This is a genomic window from Dactylosporangium sp. CA-139066 (genome assembly GCF_050936175.1).
Lineage (GTDB): Bacteria > Actinomycetota > Actinomycetes > Mycobacteriales > Micromonosporaceae > Dactylosporangium.
Genome location: NZ_JBNJNH010000001.1, coordinates 6,474,332 through 6,489,476, shown reverse-complemented (window position 1 = coordinate 6,489,476; position 15,145 = coordinate 6,474,332). Strand labels below are relative to the sequence as shown.

Genomic DNA, 15,145 nt, shown 5'->3' with positions numbered 1-15,145 from the left:
GCTGATCCAGGTCAATCGTTCCTTGACTGTCGGTGTCGCAGGCCGGTAACGTACCTACCGGTCGGAATGTTTGAAGGGTTGAGACATGAAGTTCGGTGTGATGAACCTGTTCCCGGCCGAGGGCGGCGACGACGCCGACGTCCTGCGGGACACTCTCCAGGAGATCCAGCTCGCCGACGAACTCGGCTTCGACTCCTGCTGGCTGGCCGAGCACCACTTCTCCCGCTACGGCATCCTCGGCAATCCACTCATGCTCGGCACCGCGCTGGCGGAGCGGACGAAGAACATCACCATCGGCACCGCCGTGCTGGTGCTTCCTCTGCACGACCCGCTCCGGGTCGCCGAGGACGCGGCATTGCTGGACATCCTGTCCGGCGGCCGGCTGGTGCTCGGAGTGGGCCGCGGCTACCAGCCGCAGGAGTTCAGCGGTTTCAAGAAGGACCGCAATGCCAACAAGGAGCTCTACAAGGAAACCGTCGACATCCTGAAGCTGGCGTGGAACGACAGCGACTGGTCGTACGAGGGCAAGCACTTCCAGTACTCGAACATGAACATCTACCCCAAGCCGGTCACTCCCGGCGGGCCGCCGATCCTGCACGGCACCTCCTCGCCCGACACGTTCCGCCAGCGCGGCCTCGCCGGCGACCGGATCATCGTGTCGTCGAGCTTCACGCCGATGCAGCGCATCAAGGAGAACTACGACTCCTACCGCAGCGCGCTCGCCGAGGGTGGGCACAGCGCCGAGGGCTTCGACCTGCCGTTCATGCAGCAGATCTGGGTCGGTGAGAGCGCGGCCGGCCTCAACGCGGCCGCGGAGTCGGCGCTGAACTACTACCGCAGCGTCGGCAAAGTGATCCCCGGTTCGGACGAGGCGATCGAGTCCGAGCGCGAGTACTACGAGAAGGTCAAGCGGAACATCAACCTGCTGACCGTCGAGAAGACCCTCACCCACGGCGGGAACTTCGGCTCTGTCGATCGCGTGGTCGACACGATCGGCCGGATCGGCCAGGAGCTCGGCGTCACCCACTACATCGGTTGGTTCCACATCCCGTCCCTGGACCGCAAGATCGCGATGGACTCGATGGAGACCTTCGCCACGAAGGTGATCCCGCAGCTCCAGTCGAGCTGACGCCACGAACTGGAGAGTGTCGATGAAGAAGAACGAGTACGAACTCCTCGCCTCGCAGTGGGACGCCGCCGGCATGACCGTCGACGACGATGCGTTGGAAAGCGCGGTCCTGTACGAGACGGACAAGGAGAAGTCCGTCGCGTACATCACCTTCAACGTTCCCGAGAAGCTCAACGCGATCCCGGTGGCGGCCTTCGAGCGCGTCGGTGACCTGGTGCGGGAGGCCGAGTACGACGACGAGGTCAAGACCATCGTCTTCAGGGGCAACGGCGACGCGTTCGGCACCGGGGCCGACGCCGCCGAACTCGGCCACTACATCGGCTACCAGCGCAACAAGAGCGGCGACCGCAGCCGCCCCTCGCAGCGCCAGCGCATCCTGCCCGACCGCAACCTGCTGTCCGAGAGCCTCGGCAACCGCATCTCCAACTGCCTCAAGGCGACCATCTGCCAGGTCCAGGGCTACTGCTACGGCGGGCACATCAAGATCGCGCTGGGCGCGGACATCGTGATCGCGTCACCGGACGCGCAGTTCACCCACCCGGCCTTTCGCTATCTGGGCTGCGCCCCGCAGGACATGTACCTGTGGATCGAGAACCTCGGCATGAAGAAGATGCGCGAGATCATGCTGACCATGCGCCCGCTCACCGCCGAGGAGGGGGAGAAGGCCGGCTTCATCAACCAGGTCGTCCCCAAGGAGGAGCTCGCCGCCACGGTCGACGAATTTGTCACAGCGATCTCGTTCATGCCGCTGGACGGCCTCATGATGGGCAAGTCGATGATGCGCATCGCGATGGAGGCGCGCGGCAAGGGCGTCGGCGAGGTCGGCAACTGGATCGGGCACGCCTGGGCCACGAACCTTTCGCTGCGCGAGGGTGAGTACAACTTCGTCAAGGAGCGCCGGGACAAGGGCCTGGCCCAGGCGCTCAAGGACCGGGACGCCGCGGTTGCGCCGCGCTTCCGGCTCGGCGGAAAGCTCGGCTGAGACCGTGCCGGGCCGGGCTGTGGCCATGGAACCGAAAGGTGTGCTGCGATGGTGAGCGAGATCCACCACGTCGCTGTGAGCGTCACCGACCTCGAGAAGTCCATCCCCTTCTACCGGGACGGGCTGGGTCTGCGGATGACGCTGGACATGCGGGTGGGCAACGAGACGATGCCGGCACGGCTGCGGGTTCCGCCCGGCACCACCGGCCGGGCCGTGTACTTCCAGGGGCCGAGCCGGATCGGTCAGCTGGAGCTGATCCAGTGGGACGTTCCGGCCGCCCCGGCGCAATGGCGGCCGAAGCGCCCGGGTGAGCCGGGCGTGTTCTCCCTGTCGTTCCAGGTCGGCCAGGACGAGATCCACGAGGTGTACGACCGGCTGATGGGCATGGGCGTCGACTGCTACCAGCCGCCCGCCGCCAGCGTCCTCGACAACTACGGCGAGATCACCATGTTCATGTGTGAAGATCCCGACCAGATCATGATCGAGTTCGTCAGCCTGCCGACGGTCGAGCAGGTACGGGCCTTCCGAGCCGCCGCCCGCGAGAACGCGGGCGACTCGAGCCAAGCACAGGAGTACAAGCCAAGCATCAGGAGTAACGGATGAAGTTCGGCATCCTGGCGTCGCACCAGTATCTGCCCGAGGACGACCTGCGGCAGCGGCTCAACGAGCTCTGGGACCTGACCGAGGTCGCCGCGGGCCTGGGCTTCAAGTCCATCTTCGCCATCAACCACTTCATGGCGAACCTGACCACACCACAGCCGATCTCCGTGGTGGCCAAGCTGATCCAGCACTCGGGCGACATGCTCGTCGGCACCTCGCTGGTCATCCTTCCGGCCTTCCACGCCGTGCACATCGCCGAAGAGTTCGCCACGCTGGACCACATGGCCAACGGCCGCCTCGTGCTCGGCATCGGCGCCGGCTACCGCAACAACGAGTTCGTGGCGATGAACATCGACAAGCCCAACCGGTTCCGCAAGATGCACGAGCAGATCCACGTCATCCGCTCGCTGTGGAGCGGCGAGCGGGTGGACTTCGACGGCGAGTTCCACAGCGTCCACGGCGAGATCTGCGTCAAGCCGCTGCAGAAGGACGGCCCGCCGATCTGGATCGGCGCCGGGGGCCAGGTATCGGTCCGCAAGGCGGCCCAGCTCGGCGACGCCTGGATCATCCCGGGCAACTCCCCGATCCCCGACTGGCACGTCAACGCCATGAAGAACCACGACGACGCGCTGGCCAAGGCCGGAAAGCCCAAAGAGGGCCGCGAGTACCCGATGGTCGTCAACGTCTACGTCGCGCCCTCGCTGGAGCAGGCGCGCGAGACGGTCCGGCCGAACGTCGAGCGCGAGTACTTCAACTACGCCGAGTACCCGCAGCTGGCCTTTCAGAAGGACAGGTTCGAGTACATGTGGGAGAACCTGTTCATCGTCGGCGATCCCGACTTCGCCGCCGCCCGGATCCAGCGGTTGCGGGACATGGGCGTCAACCACCTCATCATGAGGCCGTACTGGCTCGGCATGGACCACCGCAAGACGCTCGAGTCGGTGCAGCTCTTCGCCCGCGAGGTCATGCCGCGCTTCGCCTGAGATCGACCCCGGGAGTCGGCATGAACTATGCGATGCTGCTCGATCAGCAGGCGGCGCGACGGCCGGCGGACGAGGCGCTGGTGTGCGACGGCCGCCGGTGGAATTTCGCCGAGGCCGCGGCGGAGACCCGTGCTCTGGCCGGTGCCCTGGCCGCACGGGGCGTACGGACGGGTGACCGGGTCGCCGTGATCGCGCCCAACCGGGCCGAGTACGTGCTCCTGGCCTTCGCCGTCTACCGGCTGGGCGCCGTGCTGGTGCCGCTCAACTTCCGGTTGGGCGGCGCCGAGCTCGCCGAGCTGCTGGCCCGCACCCGTCCGGTCGTGCTCGCCAGCGGCCCCGCCTTCGTCGAGCGCGCCGCGACGGCCGCGGCGGGGGTCGCTTCGGTGACCACCCGCATCGTGCTGGACGCCTCGCCGGCGAGCGTGCCGGCGCAGGCCGCCGGGGCCTGGCTGGCGTACGCGGATCTGCTCGAGGCGACGGGCGCGGATGCCGATCCGGTCGCCCTGCCGTCCGGGGCGCTGCAACGCATCATGTTCACCTCGGGGACCTCCGGTCGCCCCAAGGGGGTGATGATCTCCCACGGCATGGCGATGACGAACGCGATGACCCAGGTCATGACCCTGGATGTCCGGGCCGGGGACCGGATCCTGATCACCGCGCCGCTGCATCACGTCGGCGGCGCCGATCTTCCGGGTCTGGGCGCGTGGTGCCGCGGCGCCGCGCTCGTCCTGCAGCCGCGGTTCGATCCCGACGAGGCGCTGGAGATCATCCGGCGGGAGCGGATCACCGGGACGACCATGGTCGCGACGATGCTGCACGCGCTGCGCGCCCGGGCGGGCGGCCGGCCGTGGTCGGGCCTCGCGCTGCGCTGGGTGCTGTTCGGCGTGCTGCCGGTCGAGGTCTGCCGGGAGCTGGCGACCGTGCTCCCCGGCGTCCGGCTCGTCCGCGGTTACGGCATGACCGAGACCATGGGCGGTGTGTCCTATCTGGACGACGTCGCGGCGGATCCGCAGCGTGCGGCGACCGTGGGCTGGCGGGTGCCCTTCGTGGAGGTGCGCACCGTCGACGCGGACGGCCGGGCGACACCGGCCGGCGTCCAGGGCGAGATCGTGGTGCGGGGCGACAAGGTCACCGCCGGGTACTGGGAGTCGCCGGACGACACCGCGGCGACCATTCGCGACGGGTGGCTGCACACCGGCGACGTCGGGGTGATCGCCGCCGACGGCACGCTGTGCATCACCGATCGGATCAAGGACCTGATCCGCAGCGGCGGGGAGAGCATCTCCTCCGCGGAGATCGAGGAGGTGCTGTACCGGCACCCGGCGGTCGCCGAGGCCGCGGTGGTGGCGATGCCGCACGAGCGCTGGGTCGAGGTACCGAAGGCCTTCGTCGTGCGCAAGGAGTTGCCGGTGAGCGGCGACGACCTGATCGCGCACTGCCGGTCGGCGCTGGCCGGCTTCAAGGTGCCCGCGGTCGTCGAGTTCATCGACGCCATACCGCGCAACTCGACCGGGAAGATCGACAAGGCGTCGCTGCGAAGGAGGGCCGGTTCACACCAGCCGATCTGGACATCGTCGCGAGCGGGCTCGAGGTTCCGGAGGGGCCGGTCGTCTGCCCGGACGGCGGCGTGCTGTTCACACAGCTCAAGTCCGGCCTGCTGTCCAAGTGGGAGCCGGCGACCGGGGTCCGGACCATCGCCGACTGCGGCGGCGGTCCCAACGGTGCCGCGTTCGGCCCGGACGGCAGGGTCTACGTCTGCAACAACGGGGGAGCCGAGTGGGAGCACCTGGGCGGCGCCCTGTACCTGCCGCGGGTACACGAGCCGTCCGCGCCGACGGGGTGCATCCAGGTGGTGGAGCCGGCCGGCGGCTCGCTTTCGGTGCTGTACACCGAGTGCGACGGCCGGCCGCTGATCGCCCCCAACGATCTGGTCTTCGACGCCTCGGGCGGGTTCTACTTCACCGACTTCGGCCGGGTCGGGGAGCGGGCGATCCTGCGCGGCGCCCTGTACTACGCCCGCATCGACGGTTCCCGGATCGAGCGCGTGGTCGCCGGGCTGGATCGGCCGAATGGCGTGGGTCTGTCGCCCGACGGCGGCCGGGTCTACGTGAGTGAGACCGCCACCGGGCGGATCTGGTGGTGGGAGGTCCGCTCCGAGGGGCGGTTGTCGGGCGGTCGGACCTACCGGGGATCGGGTGGGGGCAACCTGCTCTACGCCGCGCCGGGGGCCGACCGGTTCGACTCGCTCGCCATCGAAGAGGACGGGAACGTCTGCGTTGCGACGTATTTCGATCGCGGCGTCACCGTTGTCTCGCCCTCCGGCGAACTGGTGGAAGTGGTGGAGTTTCCCGGCGACCGGTTGCTGACGAATCTCTGCTTCGCCGGCGGTGGGGAACGAACTGCCTTCGTGACCTCTCCGGGCCTCGGCGTCCTCTACCGCTGCACGTGGCCCCGGCCGGGCCTGCGCACGATCTTCTGAGGCCGCCGTTCATACACCCTGTAAATGCACGTTGACAATCTTGACCATATACCAACCGGATGGTACGAATGTGCCGATCCGGTCCCGGGTCCAGGAATCACACCCCACCTGACCGCGGGCCGGATCGCGCGTACAGGAGGAATTCGATGAGGATGCGACTCGTCGCCGCTCTCGTGGGAGCGGCTCTCACTGTTACGGCCTGTTCACAACCCAGCGGCTCCGGAGGCGGCGGCGCGGGAGGCGACGCGACGACCTTCAAGGTGGGCGCGCTGGTCGACCTCTCCGGCAGCTTCGCGACCGTTGGCAAGCAGGGCGAGGCCGGCATCCAGCTGGCGGTCGACGAGATCAACGAGACCGGGTTCCTGGGCCAGGGCAAGAAGATCGAGGTCGACATCCAGGACACCGGGGGCGACCCGGCCCGGTCGATCGGCGTGGCCACCCGCTGGGTGCAGCAGCCGGACATCCTCGGGGCCTCGTGCTGCATCTTCTCCAACTCCGCGGTGGCCGTGGCGCCGATCCTGCCCAAGGCGGGCATGCCCATGGTGCTGAACGGTTCCATCAGCACCGCGCTGGTGAAGACCGAGAACGTCTACCGCGGTTTCCCGCTGGTGCAGGCTGGTGACACCGAGGTCACCGAGGCGGCCATCAAGGCGATCGCGCCGAAGACCGCGGACGTGGTCTTCGCCCAGGACAACGAGGGCATGGTCGACGCCAAGACCAACATCGTCAACGTGCTCAACGCCGGCGGGGTCAAGACCAAAGTCGTGGGCACGATGCTCGCCGACACCAGCTACTCCGGGCCCGCCAGCCAGATCGCCAACGAGAAGCCCGACATGGTCGTCGTCCTGGTCGTCGGCAACGCCAACGGGCAGGTGGTCAAGGAGCTGCGCGACCGGGGCTACCAGGGCACCATCATCGCGGACACCGTCGCCTCCGCCAAGGACGTCTACAAGGTGGGTGGCAAGGCGCTGGACGGCTCGCTCATGGCGGTCGCGTTCGACGTCAACGGGACCGACGAGCGGACGAAGAACTTCGTCGACCGCTGGCGCAAGAAGTTCCCGGACCGCGAGCCGGACCAGGTCGGCGCGATCAACTACCAGTCCATCTGGCTGCTGGCGCGAGCGATCAAGCAGGGCGGCGGCAAGGCGGACCGGGCCGCGGTGCTGCAGGGGATGAAGGCGCTCACGGAGGTGCCGACGCCGATGGGGCAGCTGCAGTACGGAGGCTCCCAGGAACCGAAGAAGACCGACAAGTTCGCGCTGGTCCAGTGGTCCGGCGACAACGGTGGCACCGTCGTGGCCTGGGACGGGACCAAGGCCGGGATGCTCCGGCAGCCGGTCGTCGGCTGATGTCGCTCTTCCTCCAGCAACTGGCCAACGGCGTCGCGCTCGGTTCGGCGTACGCGATCTTCGCGGTGGGGTTCGGTCTCCTCTTCGCGAACCTGGGGCTGTTGAACGTGGCGATGGGATCCTTCGCCACGATCGGCGCCGTGGCCGGCCACTGGGTCGTCGAGAGCTGGGGCGTCCCGTGGCCGGTCGCGATCCCGGCGGCCTGCCTCGCGGGCGCCGTGGTCGGCCTGGTCGTGGACCGGGTCGCCTTCGAGCCGCTGCGCCGCCGGCGCGAGGCGTCGGCGCTGAGCCCGATCATCTCCAGCATCGCCGTGTGGATCATTCTCGACGGGCTGGTCGTGCTGCTGACGGACGCGCAGCCGGTGTACTTCCGGCTCGACGAGCTCCCCACCGGGGCGGTACGGCTGGGCTCGGTCACCGTTGCGCAGATCGAGCTCCTCACGATCGTGCTGGCCGCGCTGCTGACCGCCGGGCTCTACGTCTTCCTGCACCGTAACGCGTTCGGCATGGCGATCCGGGCGGTGAGCTACCGGCCGCGCTCGGCGGTCCTGTCCGGTGTCCGCCCGCAGTCGGTCATCATCGCAACCACGCTCGTGGCCGGCGCCATGGTGGGCCTGTCCGGAGCGCTGGTCGGCTTGACCAGCAACAACATCACCCTCGGCCTGGGCCAGGGCCTGTTCCTCAAGGGCTTCGTGGCGGTGATCGTCGGTGGATACGGCGACGTGCGGGGCGCGGCCCTCGGCGGCCTGCTGATCGGGGTTACCGAGGTGCTGGCCGCACAGTACGTCTCGAACAGCTTCCGGGACGTCATCAGCATGGGACTGCTGATCGTCATCCTGGTGCTCCGGCCGCAGGGGATCCTCGGTAGCCGTGAAGCGATTGTGAGGGCTTGAACGTGCAGTTCTGGAACCTGTACGCGACGACCATCCAGTTCGGACTGATCGCCGGGCTGTTCGCCCTCTCCGCGCACGTGACGCTGTGGCGGGGGATTCTCAGCCTGGCCAGCGCCCCGGTGGCCGCCGTCGCCGGGTACAGCAGCCTCGCGTTCGTCGAACGGACCTCGGCCCCGTACGAGCTGGCCGTCGTGCTCGGCGGCGTGGTCGGCGCGGCCTGCGGCGTCGCCGTCGGCGTGGTCCTCATGCGGCTGGACAGCCACTGGTTCGCGCTCGGCACGGTGGCGCTCATCATCATCGTCCGCGTGCTCGCCGTGAACCTCGGCGACGTGACCGGCGGTACGGCCGGAAAGCTCGTCCCGGAGGGTGTGCTGCCCTGGCACGTGTTCCTCTGCTTCGGCCTGGCCTGCCTCGTCTTCGCCCGGATCCGGCGCTCGTCGTACGGGCTGGCCGCGGAGGCCATCCGGCGCGACCCGGACGTCGCCGCCGGCCTGGGCGTGCCGCTGCGCCGGCACGGCCTGCAGGCGCTCGCGCTGGCCGGGGCCATCGCCGGGGTGGCCGGCGTGCTGTTCGCCGGCCTGACCCGCTTCCTGTCGCCGGACACCTTCTCCGTCAACATCGGGTTCACGATGCTCGCGGGGGTGGTGCTCGGCGGGGCGTACTACTGGCTGGGCTCCGTCGTCGGCGGCTTCGTCTTCGCGGTCCTGCCCGAGCTGCTGCAGAGCGCGTTCCCGCACGGCGTCCAGCTCGTCAACGGCGCGTTGCTGCTGCTGGTCGTGCTCTTCATGCCCAACGGGCTGGTCGACCCGGTGCGATGGCGCCGCTGGCGGCAGCGGGGCACCGGGTCGCGGCCGTCGCCCGGCGACGGCGGCGTTCCGGCGGTCGAATCATGACCGGGGTCGAGGCGGGGACCGGGACCGCTCCGACGGCCGCGGCGCTCTCGCTCGCCGCGGTCACCAAGCGGTTCGGTGGCGTCCTCGCGCTGGACGACCTGTCGTTCGACATCGAGCCGCAGACGGTGTTCGGCATCATCGGTCCCAACGGCGCCGGCAAGACCACCCTGCTCAACGTCATCTCGGGATTCGGCGTCGCGGACTCGGGATCGGTGACGGTGTTCGGCGAGCGGCTGGCCGGGGGGTCACCCCGCGAGGCGGCCCGGGCCGGCATCGCCCGGACCTACCAGAACGTCCGGCTCTTCGCCGGACTGACCGTGGTCGAGAACATCATCGCGGGCATGTATCTGCGGCGTCGCCGGGGCGCCTGGGCCGCTCTGCGCTTCTCGCCGGCCGAGCGCCGCGACCGGCGGGAGTGCCTGGAGCGGGCGCACGCCCTGATGCGGCGGGCCGGTCTCGCCGACGACCTCGCCGAGCGACCGGCCGAGATGCTCTCGTACGGCGACCAGCGCCGCTGCGAGCTGGCACGGGCGCTGGCGACCGATCCGCGGGTCCTGCTCCTGGACGAGCCGACGGCGGGCATGAACGCCGCCGAGTCCCGGGCCATGGGCGATCTGGTCCTCCGGCTGCGAGAGGAGGGCATCACCGTCGTCCTGGTCGAGCACAACATGGAGATGGTGCTGCGCTACTGCCGTGCGGCAGTGGTGGTCAACTTCGGAAAACTGCTGGCCGCCGGGCCTCCGGTGGAGTGCCTGCAGCGCGACGACGTCCGGGAGGCCTACTTTGGAAAGCGCAACGACGCTGAGCGTGTCCGGACTCTGCTCGGGCTACGGTAGCGTCCAGGTCCTGCACGGGATCGATCTCACCGTCGCGCGGGGCGGGCTCGTCGCCGTGATCGGCGCCAACGGCGCGGGCAAGACGACGCTGATGAACACGGTCGCCGGACACCACCGGCCGTCGGCCGGCCGGATCGTGTTCCGCGAGCGCGACATCACCGGCCTGCCCGGCCACCGCGCGGTGCGCGCCGGCATCGCGCTCGTCCCGGAGGGCCGGCACGTCGCCGCGCCGCTGACGGTGCTGGAGAACCTCACGATCAGCCGATACGCGCGGCGCGGACGCATCGCCGAGCTGCGCGCGTGGGTCTTCGAGCTCTTCCCGCGCCTGGCCGAGCGGCAGGGCCAGCAGGCCGGGCTGCTCAGCGGTGGCGAACAGCAGATGCTGGCCATGGGCCGGGCGCTGATGACGAACCCCGACCTGCTCCTGCTGGACGAGCCGACGATGGGGCTCGCCCCGTCCGTGGCCGACCAGGTCTACGAGGCACTGGTGCAGGTGCACAAGGACAGCGGGATGTCGATCCTGCTGGTCGAGCAGAACGCCGAGCTCGCGCTGACCCTCGCCGACTACGCCTACGTCATCCGCCGGGGCGAGGTGGCGGTGGCCGGAGCGCCGGCCGAGGTCCGCGCCACGCGGGAGTTCGAGCAGGCGTACCTCGGCTGAGGTGCGCCCGCTCGCGACGTCCCGCGGATTCAGCATACCAACTAGACGGTACGTTAGGAGCTGGATGGACGCCGTGACGATGGTCCTCGATGGGTTCTTCGCTCCCCGCAGCGTGGCGCTGATCGGGGCGAGCGAGTCCTCGGGGTGGACGAAGATGGTGCTCGACGGCATCGACCTGTCCGCCGGGCTGCGAGACGTCCATCTGGTCAACCCGCGGCGCAGCGCGGTCCACGGCCGTAGGACGGTCCCGGAGCTGTCCGCGCTGGACGAGGCGCCGGACCTCGCCTTCGTGATGGTCGGCCCGGACCGGGTGCCGGAAGTCGTCGACGAGGCGCTCGCGCTCGGCACGCGCGACTTCGTCGTCCTGTCGGCCGGGCTCGGCGAGGCCGGGCACGAGGGCGCGGCGCTGCAGCGGCAGGTGGCCGAGCTCTGCGCCCGGCGCGGCGCCCGCCTGCTGGGGCCGAACGTGAGCGGCTACGTCAACGCCGCCGGCGGGGTACGCCTGTTCGGGCTTCCCGTGCCCGCGGATCTTCCCGGCGGCCGGGTCGGCGTGGTCCTGCAGTCCGGCGGCCTGGCCACGCATGTCCTGGCGCTGGCCCGGTCGTGGGGCGTCGGGCTGAGTCTGCTGGCGACCACCGGCAACGAGGCGATGCTCACGGCCACCGACGTGCTCGGCCACCTCGTCGACGACCCGGGCACCGACGTGCTCGCGGTGTTCCTCGAGTCCGTGCGGGACACCGCCGCGTTCCGCGAGGTCGCGTTGCGGGCGGCGCGGGCCGCAAAGCCCGTCGTCGCGCTGCATGTCGGGCGCTCGTCGCTCGGCCGGGCCGCGGCCCTGTCGCACACCGGTGCCCTGGTCGGCGACCACCGCTCCGCGATGGCGGCGCTCGCCGACCTCGGCGTCGTCACCGTCAACACGCTCGAGGACCTGGTGGCGACCGCGGCGCTGCTGTCCCGGCAGCGCCGCGGCCTGCGCGGGCGGCGGGTGGCCGTGGTGGCCGCCTCCGGTGGCGCCTGCGAGCTGATCGCCGACGCCGCGGAGCCGCTGGGCTTCACGCTCCCACCGTTCTCGCCGGCGCTGACGCAGAGCATGGCCGCCGCGATGCCCGAGTTCGCCGACGTGCGCAATCCCCTGGACGTGACCGGGTTCGTCGTCAAGACCGCCGATCTGCCGTTCATCGCCACGCAACGGGTCGGCGCGGACGCGGCCGACGACTACGACGTGCTGATCCTGCAGTCCGTGGTGCTTCCCGCCGCGCCGGGACCGGACGAGGCGGCGGTGCGCGCCCGCTTCGCCCGGCTGGCCGCCGCCGTGCGGGAGTGCCCCATCCCGGTGGTCCTGCAGACCGGGGCGACGTTCGCGCTGAGCCCCTTCGGCCTCGAGCTGGTCCGCGACAACGACCTGACCGTGCTGCCCGGTATCGCGGCCGGCATGCGCGCGCTCGACGGCGCGGCCCGGTACGCCGAGCTGCGGCCCCGCGCCCTGCGCGACCGGACCGCGGCGCTCGCTCAGGTGCGGGACATCGGCACCGCCACCGGCCTGCCGGAGCTGGCCCCGCTGCTCGTCGAGTGCGGTGTCCCGGTGCCGCCGAGCCGGTTGGTCCGGTCGGCGCCGGAGGCGGTCGGCGCCGCGGCGGAGATCGGGTACCCGGTCGTGCTGAAGATCGTCGCGGACGACATCGCGCACAAGTCGGATGTGGGCGGCGTGATCCTGGACCTGCACGACGCGGACCAGGTCGCCGCCGCGTACGGGCGCATCCTGGCCGACGTCGCGGCCGCGGTTCCCCGGGCCCGCGTCGACGGGGTGCTGGTGGCGGCCATGCGGCCGTCCGACGTCGAGCTCCTGGTCGGGGTGGTCGTCGATCCGAGCTGGGGCCCGATGCTGACCGTCGGCTCCGGCGGGGTGCTCGCCGAACTGCTCGGCGAGGTCGCCGTACGGCCGCTGCCGGTGCTCGAGCAGGACGTGGCCGGGATGCTCGCCGAGCTGCGCGTCTCGCGCCTGCTCGACGGCTACCGGGGTGGCGCGCCGGCGGACCGGGCCGCGGTGGCGCGGGCCGTCGTCGGCGTGGCCCGGGTGGCCGAGGCGATCGGGCCCAGCCTGCGGGCGATCGAGGTGAACCCGCTGGGGGTGTCGGGCCACCGGGTGGAGGCCCTGGACCTGCTCGTGGTGCGAGCGGAGGGGTAGGGGGACGTGGACCTGCGACTGAACGGCACGCGCGCCGTCCTCACGGGCGCGAGCGAGGGCATCGGCCGGGAGACGGCGAAGTGGCTGGCCCGGGAGGGCGTCCGGCTGCTGCTCGTGGCGCGCGGCGCCGAGCGCCTGCACGAGCTGGTCGCCGAGCTCGCGGAGGAAGGCCTGACCGACGTGCGCGTCGCCGCGCTGGACGTGACGCGGCCGGAGGCGCCCGAGGCGGTACGGCGCGCCGTGCTGGACGCGTTCGGCGGGGTCGAGGTGTTGATCAACAATGCCGGCATGAGCGACCCGCCCGGGATGGCGCTCGACGACGCGTACTGGGACCTCTCGATGAACCTGAACTTCCACGCCAAGCGCCGGTTGACCGAGGCGCTGCTGCCGGAGCTGAAAGCCTCGGGGCGGGGACGGGTGGTGACCTTCATCGGCTCGTTCGAACCCCTCGGCGTCTCGGCGGGGTTTCCGGCCGTCGCCGCGGCCCGGGTGTGGTCGAAGGGGCTGTCCCGGGTGGTCGCGGCCGACGGCGTCACGGTGAACTGCGTCTCGCCCGGGCGGGTCTTCAGCCGCCAGACCACGGCGAACTACTCGCCGGAGGCCCGGGCGCGGTTCGTCGGGCAGAACGTCCCGGCGGGGCGGTTCGGGGAGCCGGCCGAGGTCGCGGCCCTGGTGACGTTCCTCGTGTCGCCGCTGGCCGGCTACATCACGGGCGAGGTCGTGCACGTCGACGGCGGCCTGCACCGGCATGCCTGAGCCCGGGGCGGGCGAGCGGGGGAACGGCCCCGCCGCGGCCCCAGGGATAGACGGGCGGCCAGCGGGCGGGTAATATTCCGACCAGTCGGTATCTTTGGAGGTGAGTCGCATGACACGACTGCACGTGAGCTGGGACGCTCAGGCGCGACGGGTGGCCGAGGCGGTCGAGGCGCTGCGCAGCGGTCGGTTCGTGGTCGTCCTGGACGACCCGGCGCGCGAGGGCGAGGGCGATCTGATCATGGCCGCCGAGCACGTGACCCCCGAGCGCATGGCCTACCTGCTGCGGCACTCCTCGGGCATCGTCTGCGTGGCGGCCGACGGCGAGCTGCTGGACCGGCTGGGTCTGCCGCCCATGACCACCCACTCCCAGGACCGGCACGGCACGGCGTTCACCGTGTCCGTCGACGCGGCGGTCGGCGTGACCACCGGCATCTCGGCCACCGACCGGGCGCGCACGGTGCGGCTGCTCGCCTCGCCCGACGCGACGCCGGCCGACCTCGCCCGTCCCGGGCACGTCTTCCCGCTGCGGGCCCGGCCCGGCGGCGTCCTCGCCCGGCGCGGGCACACCGAGGCCGGGGTCGACCTCATGCGCCTGGCCGGCCTGCGCCACGCCGCGGTGCTCTGCGAGCTGACCGAGGACGACGGCAGCGTCGCCAACCGCGAGGGCGTGCTGGCCCTCGCCGAACGGGACGGACTGCCCGTGGTCACCGTCGAGGACCTGGTGGCCGTCCGGCGCCGGTCCGGGCGGCTGGTCGAGCGCCGTTGCGAGGCGCGCCTGCCCACCGCGCACGGCCCCTTCCGCGCGGTCAGCTACGTCTCGACGCTCACCGGCATCGAGCACCTCGCGCTGGTGCTGGGCGACGTCGAGGCCGGTGACGGCGTCCTGGCGCGGCTGCACTCCGAGTGCCTGACCGGCGACGTGCTCGGCTCCAGCCGCTGCGACTGCGGCTCACAGCTGGACGCGGCCCTGCAACGGATCCAGGCGGCGGGCCGCGGGGTCCTGGTGTACCAGCGCGGGCACGAGGGCCGGGGGATCGGCCTCGCCGGCAAGATCGCCGCCTACGCGCTGCAGGACGGGGGCATGGACACCGTCGAGGCCAACATCGCGCTGGGCCACCCGGCCGACGTGCGCGACTTCGCCGAGGGGGTGCAGATCCTGGCCGACCTCGGTGTCCGTTCGGTACGCCTGATGACCAACAGCCCGGACAAGATCGCCGCGTTCGAAGGGCATCCGGTCGCCGTCGAGGAGCGGGTGCCGCTGACCGTGGGCGTCAACCCCGACAACCTCGCCTACCTGCTGACCAAGCAGACCCGGATGGGGCACCTCGGCGAGGTCCGGGCCGACGGGACGGCGCCCCTGCAGTGGGTCGCCGTCGGCGCCGCCGGTTGAGGAGGACGC

At 70.9% G+C, this 15,145-nt stretch carries 13 protein-coding genes and 1 pseudogene; all 14 read left to right on the top strand.

Annotated features, from left to right (window positions below):
* Positions 1-85 precede the first annotated feature (85 nt).
* The 14 genes and pseudogenes from ACQEVU_RS29790 (at position 86) to ACQEVU_RS29725 (ending at position 15,136) form a co-directional block, all read left to right on the top strand.
* Positions 86-1,129, top strand: a complete 1,044-nt coding sequence (locus ACQEVU_RS29790; protein ID WP_433329270.1) for an LLM class flavin-dependent oxidoreductase — start codon at positions 86-88, stop codon at positions 1,127-1,129.
* Positions 1,130-1,151: 22 nt separating this feature from the next.
* Entirely contained in the window at positions 1,152-2,111 is a 960-nt protein-coding gene (locus ACQEVU_RS29785) for an enoyl-CoA hydratase/isomerase family protein (protein ID WP_433329268.1), read from the top strand.
* A gap of 48 nt (positions 2,112-2,159) precedes the next feature.
* Complete coding sequence (locus ACQEVU_RS29780; RefSeq protein WP_433329266.1) at positions 2,160-2,714, top strand: VOC family protein; 555 nt, start codon at positions 2,160-2,162, stop codon at positions 2,712-2,714.
* Positions 2,711-3,694, top strand: a complete 984-nt coding sequence (locus tag ACQEVU_RS29775; protein ID WP_433329264.1) for an LLM class flavin-dependent oxidoreductase — start codon at positions 2,711-2,713, stop codon at positions 3,692-3,694. The genes ACQEVU_RS29780 and ACQEVU_RS29775 overlap by 4 nt, the downstream gene beginning before the upstream one ends.
* A gap of 20 nt (positions 3,695-3,714) precedes the next feature.
* A pseudogene (locus tag ACQEVU_RS29770) lies at positions 3,715-5,199 on the top strand (class I adenylate-forming enzyme family protein); the annotation flags it as partial.
* Positions 5,200-5,321: 122 nt separating this feature from the next.
* Positions 5,322-6,173 (top strand): SMP-30/gluconolactonase/LRE family protein, encoded by an 852-nt coding sequence (locus ACQEVU_RS29765; protein ID WP_433329262.1) that lies wholly within the window; start codon positions 5,322-5,324, stop codon positions 6,171-6,173.
* A gap of 260 nt (positions 6,174-6,433) precedes the next feature.
* A complete protein-coding gene (locus tag ACQEVU_RS29760) occupies positions 6,434-7,522 on the top strand; it encodes an ABC transporter substrate-binding protein (protein ID WP_433329260.1) in 1,089 nt (362 codons plus the stop codon).
* Positions 7,522-8,415, top strand: coding sequence for a branched-chain amino acid ABC transporter permease (locus ACQEVU_RS29755; protein WP_433329258.1), 894 nt, complete (start codon positions 7,522-7,524; stop codon positions 8,413-8,415). Before ACQEVU_RS29760 ends, ACQEVU_RS29755 begins: the two co-directional genes overlap by 1 nt.
* Before the next feature lie 2 nt (positions 8,416-8,417).
* Positions 8,418-9,308 (top strand): branched-chain amino acid ABC transporter permease, encoded by an 891-nt coding sequence (locus ACQEVU_RS29750; RefSeq protein WP_433335132.1) that lies wholly within the window; start codon positions 8,418-8,420, stop codon positions 9,306-9,308.
* Complete coding sequence (locus tag ACQEVU_RS29745) at positions 9,305-10,144, top strand: ABC transporter ATP-binding protein (protein ID WP_433329256.1); 840 nt, start codon at positions 9,305-9,307, stop codon at positions 10,142-10,144. The genes ACQEVU_RS29750 and ACQEVU_RS29745 overlap by 4 nt, the downstream gene beginning before the upstream one ends.
* On the top strand, positions 10,116-10,805 hold the full coding sequence (locus tag ACQEVU_RS29740) for an ABC transporter ATP-binding protein (protein WP_433329254.1): 690 nt from the start codon (positions 10,116-10,118) through the stop codon (positions 10,803-10,805). The genes ACQEVU_RS29745 and ACQEVU_RS29740 overlap by 29 nt, the downstream gene beginning before the upstream one ends.
* A gap of 64 nt (positions 10,806-10,869) precedes the next feature.
* Positions 10,870-12,990: an acetate--CoA ligase family protein gene (locus ACQEVU_RS29735; RefSeq protein WP_433329252.1), complete on the top strand. Its 2,121-nt coding sequence runs from the start codon at positions 10,870-10,872 to the stop codon at positions 12,988-12,990.
* A 6-nt stretch (positions 12,991-12,996) separates the two neighbouring features.
* A complete protein-coding gene (locus ACQEVU_RS29730) occupies positions 12,997-13,746 on the top strand; it encodes an SDR family NAD(P)-dependent oxidoreductase (RefSeq protein ID WP_433329250.1) in 750 nt (249 codons plus the stop codon).
* A 109-nt stretch (positions 13,747-13,855) separates the two neighbouring features.
* Positions 13,856-15,136, top strand: a complete 1,281-nt coding sequence (locus tag ACQEVU_RS29725; protein WP_433329248.1) for a bifunctional 3,4-dihydroxy-2-butanone-4-phosphate synthase/GTP cyclohydrolase II — start codon at positions 13,856-13,858, stop codon at positions 15,134-15,136.
* Positions 15,137-15,145 lie beyond the last annotated feature (9 nt).

Bases quoted from the DNA above. Each gene is read 5' to 3' on its own strand.
- ACQEVU_RS29790 (WP_433329270.1), top strand. From the start codon at position 86: ATGAAGTTCGGTGTGATGAACCTGTTCCCGGCCGAGGGCGGCGACGAC.
- ACQEVU_RS29785 (WP_433329268.1), top strand. From the start codon at position 1,152: ATGAAGAAGAACGAGTACGAACTCCTCGCCTCGCAGTGGGACGCCGCC.
- ACQEVU_RS29780 (WP_433329266.1), top strand. From the start codon at position 2,160: ATGGTGAGCGAGATCCACCACGTCGCTGTGAGCGTCACCGACCTCGAG.
- ACQEVU_RS29775 (WP_433329264.1), top strand. From the start codon at position 2,711: ATGAAGTTCGGCATCCTGGCGTCGCACCAGTATCTGCCCGAGGACGAC.
- ACQEVU_RS29755 (WP_433329258.1), top strand. From the start codon at position 7,522: ATGTCGCTCTTCCTCCAGCAACTGGCCAACGGCGTCGCGCTCGGTTCG.
- ACQEVU_RS29745 (WP_433329256.1), top strand. From the start codon at position 9,305: ATGACCGGGGTCGAGGCGGGGACCGGGACCGCTCCGACGGCCGCGGCG.
- ACQEVU_RS29735 (WP_433329252.1), top strand. From the start codon at position 10,870: ATGGACGCCGTGACGATGGTCCTCGATGGGTTCTTCGCTCCCCGCAGC.
- ACQEVU_RS29725 (WP_433329248.1), top strand. From the start codon at position 13,856: ATGACACGACTGCACGTGAGCTGGGACGCTCAGGCGCGACGGGTGGCC.